At 39.0% G+C, this 18,921-nt stretch carries 12 protein-coding genes and 1 tRNA gene; 6 read left to right on the top strand and 7 right to left on the bottom strand.

Annotated features, from left to right (window positions below; translation table 11 throughout):
• Nucleotides 1–100: 100 nt before the first annotated feature.
• The 4 genes from amaB to KMW37_RS09535 all read right to left on the bottom strand — a co-directional run bounded on the left by amaB (nucleotide 101) and on the right by KMW37_RS09535 (nucleotide 5,480).
• Nucleotides 101–1,645, bottom strand: coding sequence for an L-piperidine-6-carboxylate dehydrogenase (amaB, locus tag KMW37_RS09550; protein ID WP_215224394.1), 1,545 nt, complete (start codon nucleotides 1,643–1,645; stop codon nucleotides 101–103).
• 103 nt (nucleotides 1,646–1,748) lie between these two features.
• On the bottom strand, nucleotides 1,749–3,245 hold the full coding sequence (locus KMW37_RS09545; protein WP_215224393.1) for a Do family serine endopeptidase: 1,497 nt from the start codon (nucleotides 3,243–3,245) through the stop codon (nucleotides 1,749–1,751).
• Between the two features lie 222 nt (nucleotides 3,246–3,467).
• Nucleotides 3,468–3,896: an Hsp20/alpha crystallin family protein gene (locus KMW37_RS09540; RefSeq protein WP_215224392.1), complete on the bottom strand. Its 429-nt coding sequence runs from the start codon at nucleotides 3,894–3,896 to the stop codon at nucleotides 3,468–3,470.
• A gap of 252 nt (nucleotides 3,897–4,148) precedes the next feature.
• On the bottom strand, nucleotides 4,149–5,480 hold the full coding sequence (locus KMW37_RS09535) for an alpha-L-fucosidase (RefSeq protein WP_215224391.1): 1,332 nt from the start codon (nucleotides 5,478–5,480) through the stop codon (nucleotides 4,149–4,151).
• A 238-nt stretch (nucleotides 5,481–5,718) separates the two neighbouring features.
• On the opposite strand from KMW37_RS09535, the gene KMW37_RS09530 reads away from it, so the two are divergent.
• Nucleotides 5,719–8,232, top strand: coding sequence for a mechanosensitive ion channel family protein (locus tag KMW37_RS09530; protein WP_215224390.1), 2,514 nt, complete (start codon nucleotides 5,719–5,721; stop codon nucleotides 8,230–8,232).
• Nucleotides 8,233–8,357: 125 nt separating this feature from the next.
• Nucleotides 8,358–8,431 (top strand) — tRNA-Asn (locus KMW37_RS09525).
• 155 nt (nucleotides 8,432–8,586) lie between these two features.
• Here the strand turns inward: KMW37_RS09525 and KMW37_RS09520 are convergent.
• On the bottom strand, nucleotides 8,587–8,862 hold the full coding sequence (locus KMW37_RS09520) for a helix-turn-helix domain-containing protein (RefSeq protein ID WP_215224389.1): 276 nt from the start codon (nucleotides 8,860–8,862) through the stop codon (nucleotides 8,587–8,589).
• An 809-nt stretch (nucleotides 8,863–9,671) separates the two neighbouring features.
• On the opposite strand from KMW37_RS09520, the gene KMW37_RS09515 reads away from it, so the two are divergent.
• From KMW37_RS09515 to KMW37_RS09500, 4 genes are all read left to right on the top strand, one after another.
• The gene (locus KMW37_RS09515) at nucleotides 9,672–10,376 is read left to right on the top strand and encodes an endonuclease/exonuclease/phosphatase family protein (RefSeq protein ID WP_215224388.1); all 705 of its coding nucleotides are present in this window, start codon (nucleotides 9,672–9,674) and stop codon (nucleotides 10,374–10,376) included.
• 194 nt (nucleotides 10,377–10,570) lie between these two features.
• Nucleotides 10,571–10,984, top strand: a complete 414-nt coding sequence (locus KMW37_RS09510; RefSeq protein WP_246581424.1) for a helix-turn-helix domain-containing protein — start codon at nucleotides 10,571–10,573, stop codon at nucleotides 10,982–10,984.
• Nucleotides 10,985–11,095: 111 nt separating this feature from the next.
• A complete protein-coding gene (locus KMW37_RS09505) occupies nucleotides 11,096–11,401 on the top strand; it encodes a type II toxin-antitoxin system HigB family toxin (protein WP_215224387.1) in 306 nt (101 codons plus the stop codon).
• A gap of 18 nt (nucleotides 11,402–11,419) precedes the next feature.
• A complete protein-coding gene (locus KMW37_RS09500; protein WP_215224386.1) occupies nucleotides 11,420–11,809 on the top strand; it encodes a helix-turn-helix domain-containing protein in 390 nt (129 codons plus the stop codon).
• Nucleotides 11,810–12,495: 686 nt separating this feature from the next.
• On the opposite strand, the gene KMW37_RS09495 is transcribed toward KMW37_RS09500, so the two are convergent.
• On the bottom strand, nucleotides 12,496–15,909 hold the full coding sequence (locus KMW37_RS09495) for a DEAD/DEAH box helicase (RefSeq protein WP_215224385.1): 3,414 nt from the start codon (nucleotides 15,907–15,909) through the stop codon (nucleotides 12,496–12,498).
• A 70-nt stretch (nucleotides 15,910–15,979) separates the two neighbouring features.
• Nucleotides 15,980–17,695, bottom strand: coding sequence for a HEPN domain-containing protein (locus tag KMW37_RS09490; protein WP_215224384.1), 1,716 nt, complete (start codon nucleotides 17,693–17,695; stop codon nucleotides 15,980–15,982).
• Nucleotides 17,696–18,921: the final 1,226 nt, after the last annotated feature.

Here is an 18,921-nt window from a genome sequence, read left to right as displayed (position 1 = left end):
GCAATTTACCAGCAGAAACATTACTTGACACCCAGCCCTTGTAACTAAACATAAAAAGGAGCCTTAAAAGCTCCTTTATCAATAGCTCTATCTTTAATAATCAAATATCAAACTTTATCCCTTGGGCCAGTGGCAGATCAGTGCTATAGTTAATAGTATTTGTCTGCCTCCTCATATAGACCTTCCAAGCATCAGAACCCGATTCACGTCCTCCTCCAGTTTCCTTTTCACCACCAAAGGCTCCTCCAATCTCCGCCCCGGAAGTCCCAATATTAACATTGGCAATACCGCAATCCGACCCTGCCACAGAAAGAAAATACTCGGCCTCTCTCATATTGGTTGTCATTATAGCCGAAGACAGACCCTGTGGCACGCCATTCTGAATAGCAACCGCCTCCTCTAAATCCTGAAATTTAACCAAGTACAATATTGGCGCAAAAGTTTCTTGTTTGACAACTTGAAAATGGTTCTCCACTTCATAAACACAAGGCTTGACATAACAGCCAGACTCATAACCTTTTCCCTCCAAAACACCTCCAGCAACCAATTCATCCCCACCTTCAGCTTTCACCCGTTCTATTGCTGACAAATAACTCTCTACAGCCCCTTTATCAATCAATGGCCCTACATGGTTTTTCTCATCCAGAGGATTACCGATTACCAATTTCGCATAAGCCGCTTTCAACCTATTCTTAACCTCATCATAAACAGACTCATGAATAATCAACCGACGCGTACTGGTACACCTTTGCCCGGCAGTACCCACAGCCCCGAATAAAGCCCCGCGAACAGCAACATCCAAATCAGCATTTTCCGTAATAATAATCGCATTATTCCCCCCCAACTCCAACAACACCTTACCCAGCCTAGAACCGACAACCTCTCCAACAGCCTTACCCATCCTTGTAGAACCTGTAGCAGACACCAAAGCTACCCTAGGATCTTCAGCTAAAAAAGTCCCTACATTTGCATTCCCCGTAAGAAGCGAACTTATACCTTCCGGATACCCATTTTCATGAAATACCTTTGCAGCAATATGCTGACAGGCCAAGGAGGTCAATGGAGTTTTTTCTGATGGCTTCCACACACAAACATCCCCACACACCCAAGCGATCATGGTATTCCATGACCATACCGCTACCGGAAAATTAAAGGCTGAAATAACACCTACTACCCCTAATGGATGCCATTGCTCATACATCCTGTGCCCAGGACGCTCAGAATGCATACTCAAACCATATAGCTGCCTGGAAAGCCCAACTGCAAAATCACAAATATCAATCATCTCCTGGACCTCTCCCAACCCCTCCTGATATGACTTACCCATTTCATAGGAAACCAATTTCCCCAAATGGGACTTCTTTTCACGCAAGGCATTCCCTATCTGCCTCACTATCTCTCCTCGTTGCGGAGCAGGAACTTTTCGCCAGGTCACAAAAGCTTTCTCAGCCTTCATAATAACTTGCTCATAAGCCTCTCTTGAAGTCTCTTGCACCTTTCCTATTTCTTTCCCATCTACCGGCGAATAACTCAACAACCATTCACCACTCAAATCCACAGACTCCACACCTGTCCAGGTACCTTTATTCACTTCTTTTACGCCCAATTCCTCCAAAAGGGCCTTTAGCTCAAACTTATCTTCCATAGGGTTTATAATTCAAATTGGTCAAATCAAATCTAACAAAAAAAAAGGCCATCCAAAACGGATGACCTTTTAAACACATACATAAACCAACTAAACACTAATATTATCTATCAAGCTCAATCTCAAAGTAAGACTTCTGACCATTTGGATAAATACCCAAAACCATCACCTCTTCGCCTTTATTCTTTCCAAGCTCTCTTTTCAAATCCTCTGCATTTTGGATCTTAGTTCTTCCAACATGGGTAACGATAAATCCTTCACGCGCTCCTGCTTCCTCCCATTTCTCATTATCGATATCATCAATCATGGCGCCACCATCTATATCCAATCTTCTCTGCAAGGTCAAATCAAGATCTTTGAAAGTCACCGATTCAAAACCGACAACTTTTGGCTCTTCCTTCTTAACAATTTTTGTAGTACCGGAAATATTCTTCAATGTCGCAGTCACCTCTTTCTCCTTACCATCTCTGATAAACTTCACATCAACTTCATCACCTGGACGCTTTCTGGCAACCATCTCTTGCAGCTTGGAAACTGTGTTGGTCTCACTACCATCAATACCGATAATAATATCTCCTTCTTTCAACCCGGCCTCTTCACCTCCACTACCTTCGTTTACTCCTGCTACATACACACCTTGGGACACACCAAGGTCCTTGCCCAAATATTCCTCGAATTCTGGACTAACATCTTGAATGGAAACGCCCAACAAACCTCTTTGAACTGCACCATACTCTAAAAGATCATCCATTACTTTTTTCACAATACTACTTGGAACAGCAAAGGCATAGCCACTGAAAACTCCAGTTTGACTTGCTATTGCGGTGTTAATACCGATCAGCTCACCTGAAAGATTGACCAAAGCCCCTCCAGAATTACCTCTATTAACCACTGCATCGGTCTGTATAAAGGACTCTATCTGAAGGTTGTTATTACTTTCACTCCTTAAGATCCCAATATTTCTTGCCTTGGCACTCACTATTCCTGCCGTAACAGTCGAGGTCAAATCAAATGGGTTACCCACAGCCAAAACCCACTCTCCCACTTGGGTTTGATCAGAATCTCCAAAAGGCACAAAAGGCAAATTATTCGCTTCAATTTTCAACAAAGCCAAATCCGTAGTTGGATCTGTCCCAATCACTTTTGCCTCATAATTAGTATTATCATGTAGGGTAATATTAATGTCTTTGGCGTTTTCTATCACGTGGTTATTGGTAACCACATAACCATCTTCAGAAATTATCACACCAGAACCGGAACTGCGCCCTTCTCTTGGTGGACTTTGACGACCATTATCAGGATACCTAAACTCAAAAAACTCTTCCAAAGGATTACCTCCTCTTCTCGACCCTTCCATTGTCACGGTACTCTTTATATGAACTACCGCCGGGGTAACCTGCGAGGCCGATGCCACAAAATTAATCCCGTCAGGAATACTGAACTTATCATCTTTTAACCAGTTCACGAAACTGGTATTTTGCTTCTCCTCAAAGTTCGCCACCTTGGTTGTAGGAGACAGCAAATTTACTCCAGCCACTGCTATTAGACCACCTATCACAGAGGCCAAAATAATACTGAGGAAGAATTGCTTTCTATTCATGTTAATCTCCTTTTTAAATTAGTTTTATGTATCAAATACACGGTATATAAAGAACTTAGTTTCCTAATATTTTACAAACCCTCGTTTTAAAGGCTATTTTTAACACCTTTTAACAAGAAGGCAAAAACAAAAACCTGCTCATCGTATTTAATGCAATTTAACAAAGGGACTTGTATAATATATTAAACTCAAAAAAAATAAGCGGGTTTCCCCACTTATGAATTATTTCACTTCTATGGTTGATTTAACCACTTTTTTCTCCGTTTTTGGAATAAGCACATGAAGAATACCATCTTCATACTTTGCCTCTATTTTTTCAGGGGAAACATCATCTGGCAAAAAGAAGGATTTACTAAAACTTCCGTACTGACTTTGAACAGAATGGTAGTTTTTCCCCTCTTTTTTCTCCTTATGCTTTCTTTCACCTGAAATGGTCAACTTACCATCCTCTAGGCTAATATTAAAATCTTCCTTTTTCACTCCTGGAATGGACAATTCAAGTTCATAGTTATTTCCATCCTCAGAAATATCCACTGAAGGAATAAACCTACTCGCTTCAGCATTAACCGATTCATTAAAGAATTTATCCAATAACCCGCTAAAGGATGAAGGATAATTTGGCTCGAAATTGTTATATCTTACAAGTTTCATAATAGTATGATTTTTTAGTTTTTAATGTTTTTTAAATTCTGTAGTCATACTATAGTAATTTTCATACCAAGTAGAAAAACAAGCAAAAACATGTCATTATGACTCATTAACAACCTAAAAACCATCAAATAAATGCCATTATGACTGGGTAAACCTAATTATTATTTGACATAACCTTGCCTCTTTTTTTTGATCACAACAAAAAAGGGAGCCCCTCTGGACTCCCCAACATTTCTAAGCTCTAAATATTATTTAATTACTCTCAATCACCTGGCCTTTTTCACGATACAGGTCCACTTCTCCATCCAATAAAACTGCTAACACTGTAATATCCTTATCGTAAACATTGTCAGGAATATCAATATACTTCAAGCCTGGCACTTGGCTCCAATACATCTTACCTACTTCCCTATGTTCCAATTTGGTACCGTTTCCAACTACCCAGATCCTATTGATTTTATTCTTAAGTCCCTTAATCACCAAAGACTCATTCACTTTATAATCAAGATAGATATAAAGTATCTTTTTATCTTTTGACAAAGTAGTAGGAGCATAAACATGCCCCTCTGGAATCCCAGCTTGAGTATCATAAATAGCCGACTCATGCTTGGTAGTCCATCTACCGAATTCGTTCAGAATATTTTCCGCTTCCTCTGGAATAGTACCATCAGGCTTTGGCCCAATATCCAATAATAGGTTTCCGCCCATATGCAGACAATCCACAAACACTCTCAGTAGCTCACTTGGGCTTTTGTAGGCATGATCATTATGCTGATACCCCCAACTGTTGTTCATAGTAAGACAAAGCTCCCAATACTTACTGCTCGGACGAGCAACAGGCACCCCTTGCTCTGGAGTATCATAATCACCTAATCCACCTCCAATCCTAGAATTGATGATAAGATTAGGATTCCACTCCAACAACTGATCCTTTAACTCCTTACTTTTCCACTCTTCTGCTTTATGCTCCCAATCACCATCAAACCAATATAAATCCGGATTATAGCTCATTGACAACTCTTCCAATTGCTTGAAATTGAAGTCTACAAATTTCTGAAAACGCTTTGGATCATTTTTATAACGATACTTTGTCCTTGTTTGACGATCATAATCAGGATGAGACCAATCCAATACAGAATAATAAATCCCCTTCTTCAAACCTTCATTTTCTAGAGCTTTCATAAAAGGCCCTACCAAATCCCTTCCTGCAGGAGACTTCTTCACCACAGTCAAATCACCCACTTTACTATCCCACAATGCTACCCCATCATGGTGCTTTGCTGTAAGAACAGCATATTTTGCACCTGAAGACTTGATTAACTTCGCCCATTTTTCTGGATCGTAATTTTCAGCTGTAAACCTATCCAGCTGCTTCATATAATCCTCGTAAGAAATATAATCATTGAAAAAAGACCATGACTCATCTATTCCATTCACAGAATAAATCCCCCAATGTATAAAAATCCCTAGCTTGGCATCTCCAAACCATTCCATTTTCGATTCTCGCTCGTCCTGCCCCAAAACCTTTCCGGCCAGCAAAATCACACAAAAAACCAATCCAGCAATCTTCTTTAAACCCTGCATTTATTTTTCAATTATTTATTGTTATCCTAATTAGCATTCCAAATTTAATAAAATTAAAATATTAAATAACCCCTTAGATATAATCTTATTTTTTTAACACAACAACTCGTAGATACATAAAATTTTTACCCCAATATAGTTTCACACCTCTTTTTCCAAAGATTCGAAATCCAAAAAATAATAGTAAAAAAATAAGAATAGTTATTACTTTTAATCAAATCAATGCTTAAGTATAAATATGAGACCTGCATGGCCACTCCTTCTTATTTTTGCTATTATAGCCCTTTGCACAACATCAACCCCATCATTTGGCCTCCAAACTTCTACTGATCCACTTAATATCAGTGATTCATTATTAAAACAGAAAGAAGACAGCCTTAAAGGAAAAACACCCCAAAAAAACGACTCTATTAGCCGTCAATCGGTAACCTCCGTAATAGGCACTCTTGAAAACTACGTAATTGCCACCAATCATTTTAGCAAAGTCTTGGAGAGAGAGATGGACACCACCTTACTGGCAAATTCGCTCCCAATAATTGAACAGAGGATAAAGGTGATAAGGGATAGGCTGGAAAACCAAGGCGCAGACATTAATATCAGGTATTTATCCGCACTCAAGAATTTTATTAAAAACGAAAATGAAAATATTGCTGTCTGGAAAGAAATTATAGACACTAGGAATTACGAAATCCAAACCATATACGACAGCCTTATAAAGATCAAAAAAGACCCTATAATTTATCCTGACAATTATGACAGTATCCTAATACCTACGCTCAACAATCAATTAACAGGCCTTCAACATAGGATTCAAAAAGTTGATAGCATTTACTATAATAGACAACTAAAGCTTGCTGATTTTCAAGGCAGGATCTCGAGGGCACAAATAGACATTGACGACTTTAGAGATGAAATCAACCAGCTGGAATCTTCTATTGAAGCTAAAATTTTCGATAAGGAAGTCAACTATATATGGAACCAAACCTCTTACAGTAGAGACAAGGATCTAAACAGAATCATACGGCGGTCTTACACCATAAACAAAATCATATTCCAAGGATATTTGACAGCAAACATCCCCACCCTCCTTTTTACCATATTAATCGCAGTCCTTACTTTTATCTGGCTCAAATATTTGATCAAACGTATAAAAAACGAAAAAGAATTTGCAGATATAATATTGAAAAGAACACGCTTTGTACCCCGAAACCCTATCTTTTCAACCCTTTTGATCATCCTTCCAATAAGTCCATTTTTATACCACTCCCCTCCTATTGTTTTAAATGTCATTATTTTAATATTAATGATACTGGCAACTACAGTATTGATTACTCCAATAGTCAATCGCAAAGCCTATTCTTATTGGATCATCTTTCTGGTTATTTTCCTTGTATATAGTATCAGCAACCTATATTCAGAAAAAGCATACGAGGAGAGGTGGGTTCTTCTTGCCTTAAGCGTTATCAGTATTTCGCTTGCCTACAATATCATCAAAAACATAAAAGGCTCCACCTTTACCCATCCCAACCAAATCGTCTTTCTTATCAGAGTATTCCTAATCATCCAAGGAGCCTCATTAATCAGCAATATCTTTGGAAGATACAGCCTGGCAAAGATATTGGGAATTGCAGCGACGACCAGTCTACTTCAGGCCCTTGGCTTATATGTATTTGTTTTGGTGATAATGGAAGCCATCTATCTTCAAATTGAAGTAGGTAAAAAAAGCTCAAGGGAATACACTGCTTATTTTGATTTTCAAGAGATACAAAATAAAGTGCAAAAGATATTTATCTTTTTTGCAGCCGCAATATGGCTTTTCTATCTGGCACAAAACCTAATTATTTATAATTACCTCTATAAATTCATATCTGAATTCCTATCTACTGAAAGAACCATAGGCAACACCCAATTCACTTATGGAAGTGTTTTAATTTTCATAATGGTGCTCTGGTTTTCGGCAATTATTGCTAGGTATCTCACCTATTATTTTGAAGCCAAAGATCAAAGAGTTGCCACCAATAGAAAACAAAGATTAGGTTCTTCGGTCCTCCTTATTAAATTGGCTGTTTTCACCATTGGTTTTCTATTTGCCGTAACGGCAGCAGGCATTCCTTTGGATAATATCGCCATCGTATTAGGTGCCCTATCTGTGGGTATTGGATTTGGCCTTCAAACCATCATTAACAACTTGGTTTCTGGAATCATCCTGGCCTTTGAACGCCCTATCCAAATTGGAGATGCCATTGAAGTGGGTGGTCGTTCAGGTGTTGTCAAAGATGTGGGGATCAGAGCCAGTAAAATACAAGCCTATGACGGATCAGAAATCATCCTTCCCAATGGAGACCTACTTTCTCAGCACCTGATCAACTGGACACTATCTAACAAACAAAGAAGAATTGAATTGATCATAGGAGTAGCCTATGGGTCAGATTCAGAAAAGGTGGAATCAGTTTTGCGAGAAATCCTCAACAGAGAAGGCATCCTTAAAAGCCCTGCTCCTAATGTTTACCTCCAAACTTTTGCAGACAGTGCTGTTGAATACCGCTTACTTTTCTGGGTGCATGATTTTGATGTTTGGGTAGACATGAGAGCTCAGGTCATGAAAGAAATTTATAAAGCCTTTGCTAAGGAAAACATCGAAATCCCCTTCCCGCAAAGAGACCTTTATATCAAATCAGTTCCTCAAGAATGGCACCGTCCATCTGAAAACAATAACCTAGCAAAGGAAGATGAAAAAAAAGACGAAAATTAATCTCCTGAAATCGAGCTAGAAATAAAATTACCTCAACTTTTTTTCATCGGGGATTTGGAAAAAAATAAACAACCTGCTATGTTTGCATCACGTTAAACAAACGGGTTAGCGAAAACAACAAAAATTCCTCCTTAGCTCAGTTGGTTAGAGCATCTGACTGTTAATCAGAGGGTCCTTGGTTCGAGCCCAAGAGGAGGAGCTGAAAATCAGCCACTTACGATCAAAAATTGTAAGTGGCTTTTTTATTTGCAAAAAATTTGCAAAATATTGACGCTATTCGACCGCTCATTTGCAAAAGGAAATCTACCGTCAGTTAATTATCTAAAAATCAACAAATAAAGACATAATAGACCATTAAACCTTTTTGAATTTCCGGTCTTTGAACTTTCTTCTAGGATTGAAGCTAATCCCTTCGATTTTTTCACTTCTATTCCCTGATTTGATCCATTTTTCGATTTCCTGCCGGAAAAAATAAAGCTTGCCCGCCTTTTTGTGATAAGGGATCAGCCCCCTAGATACATAACTGTAGATGGTTTGTCTTTTCAATTCCAACAAATCACATATCCTGCTTAAGGTTAATACCTCTTCTATTGGGTTTTCAGAAAACTCATTTTCATTAATCGCTTCCAAAATCAATTTGTTTTGCTCAATTAATTGGGATACCGCCTGAGGAAGGTCTTCAAATTTTAAGTCCTAAGTCCATAGATGATTGGTTTAGTTTATAGAAAAGCCGATGCTAAGGATTTCTATGAGAAATTATTCACCAGTATGACCGTAGTTGGGTGAAATATTTTCAGTAATTTAAAATTGCGAGTATTAAAGCGGTCACACTGAAATCAGAATTGGGAACCATCCTAAAGTACAGTATGAGGGTCAAATTATGAAAAGCCCTAAACCTCAGCTAAATTAGCCAGTATGAAACCTTCTTATAAAAAGATATATTTCATTGAGGACAATGAAGATACTATAAATCTTATGGTCAAAAATGCCCTTTCCTCCACGATGGAAGACAACTTAAAAAAGTATTGTTAGCATTTAACTTTTCCTTATCCGGTGTGGATATCCATAATCATAAAATGGAAAAGAAAATTTATTCTATAGAGGATAACAATGTCAGGAACGAAAAATAACAGCCTACCAGATAATTTTTCGGAATTCATAAAGGCACTGAACACGAATAAACTGCGAATATTTATATTCCCATAAAATGGTGAAGGCCTAAGTTAGCATTAAACACTAAGCTTGAAGAATAACCAGGTCTTTGTTACAAGATCTTGGGAAAGGATTCATCAATTACATGGGCTTTTGATCATTGCATATGGCAATCAGAATCCCTGCAACATGAATTTTAAATTGTTTAACTTGAGGTCGATTATGAAAATAAGCTATTTAGATTTCTACATGACAAATATTGATGTTTATTCAAAAAAAGTACAAAATTGAAGATCGTAACATGGAACTGTAATGGGGCTTTTAGAAGGAAATTTGAAAAAATCCTGAACTATGATGCTGACCTATATATCATCCAAGAATGTGAAAATCCAGCTGAAACTAAAGACAAAAGTTATCAAGAATGGGCTGAGAATTTCCTTTGGACAGGTGACAACAAAAACAAAGGACTGGCCATTTTCGCCAAACCTGAGATAGAACTACAGCAACTAAACTGGCCTAACCAATATCTGGACCATGATGTGAAACACTTTTTACCCTGTAAGGTCAACCAAGAATTTGACCTGCTTTCCGTTTGGGCACACAGAAACAACTCCCCCAATTTTGGATATATTGGCCAGATTTGGAAATACCTACAAATCAATAAAGAGAAACTAAATACAACCATCATCTGCGGAGATTTTAATAGCAATGCCATTTGGGATGAATGGGACAGGTGGTGGAACCATTCAGACGTCGTGAACGAATTAAAAGTAGTTGGAATTGAAAGTTATTATCACAAATTCACAGGAGAACAACAGGGCAAAGAAACTACTCCGACCTTATACTTTCGTAAAAACCTGAAAAGCCCCTATCACATTGATTATATTTTTGGTCCACAGGAGTATTCTGAACTTCTAAAAAAAATGGAGATCGGGCAAGCTAACCAATGGCTAGGTATAAGTGATCACATGCCCGTTTTCTGCGAATTTTAATATCCTCACACATTACCTAAACGATTCCCCAAGGCGCTAACTTCTAGTTAAATATTAAGTTGAATTTCTAACCAAGTTCTTCATCAATTTAAATCCCAATCACGCTATCAAATTCTCCTCAATCCACTGATTTATCCCATTTTTTGAATAACTTAGAGTTTAATTATTCTAGGACTAAACCTTACTTTTACGCCATGAACGACACTACTATGCCGGAAAAAATCCACCACGGAAGGAATGTGAAGCGCTTTAGGGAAATGATGGGCATCAAACAGGAGGCCCTCGCCCATGAACTGGGCGATGACTGGTCACAAAAGAAAGTATCCCTACTTGAGCAAAAAGAAACCATAGAAGATGACCTGCTTAAGCAAGTAGCAGCGGTGCTCAAAGTTCCTGAAGAGGCACTCAAAAATTTCAGTGAAGAAGCAGCTATAAATATTATTGCCAGTACACTTCATGATAATGCAGGCTCAATAAACAACAATTGTACACTAAACTTCAATCCAATTGATAAACTAATCGAGGTTTATGAAGAAAATAAGCGGTTATATGAGCGGCTTTTGGCCAGCGAAAAGGAGAAAAACGAGTTATTGAAGGGGAAGAAGTGATATAAGCACTGATTCTTTTAAGATTCCTTATTTCCATTTTTAATTAAATCCTTATAATAAGTTTGCAAATTGAAAACTTATTTTTACTTTCAACTGTTTAAACAATAGCCATTGAAGAATATAATAGCTGTTAAAAACATTGTAGAATTCTATCAAAAACATCCAGACTCAAAAGTAAGCTTACAAAACTGGATGGCAATTACAAAACATGCGTCTTGGGAAAAACCATCAGATATTGTGCAGGATTTTCCTGACGCGGATCCCGTAAAAAACAATAGGGTGGTATTCAATATCGCTGGAAATAAATACCGTCTAATTGCACAAATCAGCTACTTGCGTCAATGGGTATTTATAAAGTTTATTGGCACCCATGCGGAATATGATAAAGTAGATGCTACTACAATAGAGCAGTATTAATTATAAAAAGGGGGGATTATGAAATGGAATAAGGTGATTACAAAAGAAAAAGAATATAAGGATGCATTAAGCCGTTTATCCAGGTTGTTTGATGCAGATCCGGACAGCCCTGAAGGAATGGAGGCGGAATTACTGGTTACCTTGATAGAGAAATATGAAAGGGAACATTACCCCATTGACCTGCCGGATCCTATTGAGGCCATAAAAGAGGTAATGGAAAGAAAGGGACTAAAAGACAAAGATTTGATAGCCAGCATTGGAAGTAAATCTACCGTTAGCCTTGTCCTCAACCGTAAAAGACCCTTGACCATTGATATGATCAGAAAACTATCTGATTTTTTGGGACTTCCTGTTGAGGTCCTCATTCAGCCCTATGAACTAAATGGAGGAGATAAGGTTGTCGCCTGATTTCTGTTTCACAAGATCATTCAGTAGCACTAACTGGCATCCCATATCGTAGTTCATCATCTATATCAATCAAATTTCCAATGCCTCTCCTCGGTATTCTATGAATACCTCCTCTTAGCCCCTCCTCACCAGTGGCTCTATAGCACCTTCCTTGTAGAATCCTTGGGGATGTCTTGGGGATACGTTGCCTACAGGTAAATTATTTCTTGGAAATATTCAATTTACAATGAGTTAATAATTGGATTGGAATCTCAATTTTCCCCCATCATTTAAAAATCAGATACGCGCAGGATTAAGATCGAGCAAGCCATCCAAGGGCTAATCAATAAGTGATCATATACCTGTTTAATCCTTGCAAATTTTAATAATCCTGCACCTTTCCCATCCCAACGGTCCCCCCTTCAGCTCAATACTATACTGATGAAGGCCGTAGTTTCCTTTATAACACCATACCTATTCATCCGGAATTTTTACCTACAGCAGAAGTTCGGAAGAAACCATTTCTAGTTCGGAAGAAATTGGATTGATGTTTGGAGAAAAGCGGCTTTATTATGCTTTATAGATGTTTTTTGCCAGTTCTCTGAATTATTCCGGTTCGGAGATAAAGAAAAATGAGTTCGGAGGAAACTTTAAGCTGGACAAGTAAAATCACTTGCCCAGCCTTAAATTATAAGAATGATAATTTTCTAACCAAACAATTCCAGCAGTCCCTTAGTATCCAGAGACTTAAACAAGACTTCCTCAGTTTTAATCAATCCAGAAGCCAGTGCTTTCTTCTCATGCTGCATCTGCAGGATCTTCTCCTCAACAGTATCCTTGCAGATCATACGGTAAGCCATCACCTTTTTGTTCTGGCCAATCCGATAACAGCGGTCTATGGCCTGCGATTCCACAGCAGGGTTCCACCAAGGATCGACCAAAAACACATAATCCCCAGCGGTAAGGTTCAGCCCGGAACCTCCCGCTTTTAAACTCAACAAAAACACGCGAACCGACTCATTTTCTTGAAACTGTTGAACAGCATTCTTTCTGGAAGCTTCGGAGGTTTGTCCATCTAAATATGAATATTGGACACCTTCTTTTTCCAATGATTTTCTGATAAGCTTAAGCATACTTGTAAATTGGGAAAACACTAACAATTTATGGCTTTCAGTCTTTTCGATTACTTGCTCCATCAAAGCCTCCATCTTTGCCGAATTGCCCTCATAATCGTAATGATCAGGAACCAAAACTGGATGGTCACAAACCTGTCTCAATCGCATCAAACCTTCCAACACCTTCAACTTGGAATTATTCACCCCATCTTTAGAGATTTTATTTTCCAGTTCAACCTTATAATAATCCCGCAATTTTTCATAGGCCTTACGCTGCTCTCGCTCCATTTCACAGTACAGCACCATTTCTGTTTTTTCCGGAAGGTCCTTGGCCACTTTTTCTTTTGTCCTTCTTAGGATAAAGGGCTTAATGGCTGTTTGAAGGGCTTCCATTCTTGGCGATTTATCACCACTTCCCCGCTCCAAAAATATCTTTTTGAAATTAGCTTCGGTCCCAAAAAAACCGGGATTGACAAAATTCATCAAGGCATATAAATCCATTACACTGTTTTCAATAGGAGTACCCGAAAGTGCCAAGCGGTATTGGGCATTAAGCAGACTCATGGCTTTATACCTATCAGTGCCTGTATTCTTGATGGCCTGGGCTTCATCGGTGATCAGATACTGAAATTCCATATTGCCAAAAAAGCGGATATCGGACTTTACCGTATCATAGGTGGTGATCACCAGATCATACTCTCTTAGCCCTTTCTGCAACTTTTGCCTAGATGCCCCATAGTACTTGCAAATGCTCAGACCAGGGGTGAATTTACCAGCCTGCTCCTCCCAATTATAGAGTAAGGTTTTTGTAGCTACTATTAGGTTGGGCATTTTTCCACCTATTTCTTTGGTATGAAGCAGCAATGTCAAAACCTGCAAAGTCTTGCCTAAGCCCATATCATCGGCCAAAACACCTCCCCACTCTTCCTCCTGTAAGGCTTTCATCCAGTAAAAACCTGATTTTTGGTAAGGCCTTAAGCTTGCTTGAACCTTGGGCAGTTTTACGCTGCCCTTCGTAGCTGGCTTTTCCAATCGCTTCCTTTTCGTCTTGATCCATTCGGTAATATCCCTGGGAGCTTTCTTTCCATAAAGCCTTTCCACCATGGGGAAATGAACTTTCGAAAGGCTAAGTTTCCCGTCTTTTTCCTGCCCCATCGATAGCAGCCCGTTCAATTTGTCCCTCCAAGCGGATGGTATTACTCCTTTCTTTCCGTCCTTTAATTTTATCTCCCCTTCCTGTTTAATCACCGCCTTTCTAAGTTGTTCCATATCCAAGAACTTATCACCAAACCGGACCTGCAGCCCAATGTCAAACCAGCCTTTTTCTGCCTGAATGTCCATCTGTATATCTGGATTATAAGGATGATAATCAAACCCTTCCATTTTTTCTAGCCCTTTTATCTCTACCCCGGCTTCCCTCAATTTGGAAAATGCTTCCAAAAACCAATAGTCACCCATAAACTCCGACAGATCAAGCTCGGGACCCTCATTTTGAAAATGCCCCCTTAAGGATCGATGCAGACCAAACAGCAATTCCCTAAGATCACTTTCTGCTCTAAGATCCCTTATCTTTAGTAGCCTATTCCCACCTTCAAATTCTGCCCATAATGTCCCCTCAAATAGTACATTCACCGGCTCTTCTATTTCCGCATATTTCAGGTAGGGTATAAACATGATTTTGCTGAAGTACTTCGATACCCTTATCCATTTATTTTCTACTGTCAAAGGCTCTTTGCGGACTTCCAAGTCCAACTGTATTGGGAATTTTACTTTTAAAGGGAAATAAGTACACAGGATTGGAAGAAATTGGTTCAGGAAGGAGTCTTGGGACTTGGGATGTTTATAAACCGTCATTTTACGTTCTCGGTAAAACAGTGATAGCACCTTTATGTCCCTCAATGAACCCATTGCCTGAATTACTTTGGGTGAATCGGAACAGTCCATATTAAAAAGCGGACAAAAACGGGGGAATGACAACTTACCATCTACAATCTTTCTGTTTTCAAAACCCTTTGGGCTCAATTCCCAACGGTCCTCCTTTTCCTCCAAAAGGAAGGCTACCCGGGCCGGACTGTCATCAAAACGGACTTTGTGCATGGAATTTCTAATGGGCTTTACGTTCGACTTAGGAAGTTTGGTTATACTGAAGAGGTACAAATAGGGCTCTTCCTTTAAAAGAGGGAAAGCCCTTTTCCAAAGTTTCAACATCATGGGCTCATCATCACAACTTGGAAGCTTAAACTCTCCCTTTACGCTACTTCGACTCTCTTCACCCAACTTTCTCAATTGGTTGGCAATTTCAAAAAGTGCCAGTTGTCTCTCGGAAAGCAAATGGGTATATAGCACCAATGTATCAGGATCGATTGAAATAAATGATTTGATATCACTCTTATCCTTGGTAGGCCTACCCATGAAAGGTATTAACAAAGGTATACCCTCACGCCAGTAAAATGTAGGAATACTAAAACCGATCACCAGGCCTTTTTCACGTTGTGCGAAGGTGCGCATCCCCCTTATCACCTCTCCAAGCTGTTTTCCTGTTTGGGGAAGATATATATGGCCAAGATCACTTGAAGGGTTAATGGATCCATAAGAAATCCTAAAATCACTGGGAAAATCCGCCATAAAGGAATAATAGTCGCTCTTGAAATACTGAAAAAATTCATCTAAATAGTTGATTCTTTCCATTCTCTCGATAGAATAAAATTCCATAAGAGACAGCTGATCTGTTCCCTTTATTTCGGATTGGTCATCCCTAATGATAATTAAGCGGTCAGGAAAGACAGCAAATCTCACGAGCGTGACCTGATGGTTAAGGTGCGCTTCCGCAGTGATGACCAGTCCTTCTTTTTCCAAGGAGGTTTCCAATTTAATCCAAAGGTCCCGTTTGTGGATCTTAACCTTGGTAGCTACTTTTTTAAATAAGTCCCCAAGGTCGCTTTCCAGCTTTTGTTTCTTAAAGGGGATAACAAAATGGATATTGGTTTCAAGTAATTCGGTGTACATGGCATTTGAAATTGTTGTAAAAAAAGATTGAGTCTGGTTTAGGTAGAGTGAGTCGCTTGGGAATTATTTCTTATAGCTCTCCGATCTTTGAATGGAGCTCTTGTATTTTTTCCTTTTGGAGGAGATTGAGTTCTTCTGTCAGTTTGGGAATATGGGAAAGTAGTGTGGTGACCTGCCCTTTATCGACCTTAAAAGATGATTTAAAACGTGCACCAGAGAAGCTTGCACAAAGAGACTTTAAAAGCTCTCTCCCCTGCAATTCTTCATTTTGAAATAGCTCAGCGAAGACGGAAGTAAAATTGCCGCAAAGGGCAAACAGAAAGGATAAGGATCTAAATTTTGGAGTGTAGCCCATATAGCAATAGACAATCCCAAGAGCCAACTGTTCCAGGCCTAAATGAATAAGAAACAGGGCAACTTCAGGACTCTCATTTTTTGAACGGCCTGCAGTTTCAAGATAATGGGAAGCCCTCCTGCATCGGGTTCTCCAGTGGTTTGTTATTCCTCTTCGTATATCCTGATAATTCGGTGGGGCCATTTTAAACCCCAAGTCTTTTGGACAACCATAAAACAAATGCCCACTTTGAAGAATGGTGTAAAAAAAGCGGGACTGTTTATTCAGCAAGTCACCTACCTCTTTTTTATGATAGGCAATAGCAAAAATTCCTATTCCCTTTATTTCTTCCTGAAAACAAAACTCCTGTATTGCGGAAACATCTTTAGTCTTGGATATAATAAGCAGGTCATACCTTGATTCTGCCGAAGAACTTGAAAACATAAAAGGACTGAAGCCTTGCCCCTCACGGGTCTGTATGCCAAAGCAAAGGACATGGGAGATATCAAATTTCACTACCAGTTCTTCCAGAAATGTTCTCACGTGATCATTCAGTCCATCTCTTATCAGGGCTATTCTATCTTCAAGTCTAGGTTTCATGGACTTTACTTTTAGGTTTGTGGATATTTCCGATTTTTGGATAGAATGGATCATAGCTGTCTTATAGTAATCAGGTAGTTTAAACAGCTTTCTATAAAAATCACCCACAAGCTCAGACAAGCCATTAAGTTCCTCTTCTGTAACCAAAAAATTGCTCCTATACCTGGCCCCGAGATAAGACTTTTCAAGGATTTGCAATGCTGAAATCAATTCATGCTGATTATCCAAAAAGATACTGGCAAGACTAGGAGCATAAAATTCAGCTGAAAGGATATGGGCCAACAGCTTATGGCTCTGTTTGGCTTTCCCCAGTGCAAACTGTTCAGATGCATGAAAGCCCAGTTCAATGGCCTGATGGAACATAAAGGCCGCAGTAGTAAAATCTTTTTTGTTCCAAAAATGAAGTGCTCCATTTCTAAAGGCCAGCGCCTTTTGGGAGGACACCTTAAACTGCTGATAAGATTCCTCATATCTTCTTTCTAAAAGTGATTTTGAAACAGGTTGGAAGGGAAGGGAAATATTGGGGATGGCTATCCCCTGATGGGAAAGATATAATAGATGAAAAAGCCCTCCCCTTCGCAGACCTGCTTTAAGTTCATCGATATGGCAAAAGGCAAGGTCAGCTTTATCTATTGGATACAAGCCTGTGGATAGTATGTTTTGCCTTGCCCGTTTACGTGGCAATGTGCTCCCATTGGAAAGTGCCACCAACAAACAAGGTGGCCAATTTTCCTCCTCAAAAGGAATACGCTCAATCCAAAGCAAGGCCCTGGCTTTGGCACTTTCTTGAATGCTTATAAGATCTTTCTGGGAAAACTCTTTTGACTGTATAAGGGATTTTCTTGCTGCCATAATTCCATTGCTTTATCAGCAAGGAAGAAATCCAGCAATTTCTATCCTATTCAGGAAGGGAATAGCTTAGTAAAGAAAAGGTATACTTTATTCAAAATGGTTCCGGGGAATTTATCAAGGCTTAAAATATTGACCAATACAATCCTATATCAAAACAATAATCCGACCTCGAAGGATTTTGCTCCCCAAGTTCACTAGGAACTGCAAGATGGGAATGATGTCAGACATTCCTACATCTTGCTCATCGCCAGAACGCGATGCACCACTTGCATAAATTTCTACTATTCAATGTAAAATGAGGGGGCCAACGCTGATCCAGATTTGTAATCTGGATCCACAAATTTCTGGCATTTGCAATGCCCACATCATATTTCGATATGGAGCCATCAAACTAATTCAATTTTTCAAACTTGGATTTCTCATACCATTTCAAGTTTTCAAAATCACCCCCATTATAAATATCTCGATCAGAGCACCAACCTAAAGAATTAACCATTTAACCTATAAAACAATTACACATCTTCTACATCAAAGTAGTACCAAAGCTAGGGCAAAGCTACATCAAAGCTGGGGTAAAGCTGGGGATACTCTGCCCCTTCGGCAAATGCCCTATAAGAAAAGTACAATTTTACAAGAAACTATATCCTAAAACAATATTTACTATCATCCACTTTCTCTCCATTGTTGTTCTATAGAATATTTAAGTATTGTGACTGCACTAATCCATTCACTCCTCTTGGATGCCACCTTATAACGGGGAGGAATAAAGGGCAAGGGGGCTGACGGCAGGAAGCATTCACTTGCCCTTGACCGTATTCCTGACCGGAATACCTTTGCATCTAGGAGGAGTGGATACCGATGAATCCGTCATTAAGAACAACAGATAATCTCTGTTCCACCTACCCTGCTTTAACAGGTATACTTGACTTCTTGCTAAGATCAACAACAACACCTTTCAACCATTATGATCAGAATTTACCTCCATCAAAAGGCTGCGAGTCCCGAGCACCTTTCCCTCGGCTTTAGAGGCTGAAAAGATGGTTTTGTATACAAAACTACATCTTGCTATTACCACTTGGGTAATCAATTTATCATCATTTCTTAGACTAGCATTACATAAATACCTTTACACCAAACAGTCATTATAATGGATATTCATAGCATTAAGAAAAATTTTCCTGCTCTAAATTTTTAAACTATGAATACTCTTGGCAATTAAGAAATCA

The organism is Echinicola shivajiensis, from assembly GCF_018642165.1.
Classification (GTDB): Bacteria; Bacteroidota; Bacteroidia; order Cytophagales; family Cyclobacteriaceae; genus Echinicola; species Echinicola shivajiensis.
The sequence above is the reverse complement of the archived record's forward strand: the minus strand, read 5'-3'. Positions and strand labels throughout refer to the sequence as shown.

Coding starts and splice junctions, on each gene's coding strand:
- amaB (WP_215224394.1), bottom strand. CDS start 1,645: ATGGAAGATAAGTTTGAGCTAAAGGCCCTTTTGGAGGAATTGGGCGTA.
- KMW37_RS09545 (WP_215224393.1), bottom strand. CDS start 3,245: ATGAATAGAAAGCAATTCTTCCTCAGTATTATTTTGGCCTCTGTGATA.
- KMW37_RS09540 (WP_215224392.1), bottom strand. CDS start 3,896: ATGAAACTTGTAAGATATAACAATTTCGAGCCAAATTATCCTTCATCC.
- KMW37_RS09535 (WP_215224391.1), bottom strand. CDS start 5,480: ATGCAGGGTTTAAAGAAGATTGCTGGATTGGTTTTTTGTGTGATTTTG.
- KMW37_RS09530 (WP_215224390.1), top strand. CDS start 5,719: ATGAGACCTGCATGGCCACTCCTTCTTATTTTTGCTATTATAGCCCTT.
- KMW37_RS09510 (WP_246581424.1), top strand. CDS start 10,571: ATGAACGACACTACTATGCCGGAAAAAATCCACCACGGAAGGAATGTG.
- KMW37_RS09500 (WP_215224386.1), top strand. CDS start 11,420: ATGAAATGGAATAAGGTGATTACAAAAGAAAAAGAATATAAGGATGCA.
- KMW37_RS09495 (WP_215224385.1), bottom strand. CDS start 15,909: ATGTACACCGAATTACTTGAAACCAATATCCATTTTGTTATCCCCTTT.
- KMW37_RS09490 (WP_215224384.1), bottom strand. CDS start 17,695: ATGGCAGCAAGAAAATCCCTTATACAGTCAAAAGAGTTTTCCCAGAAA.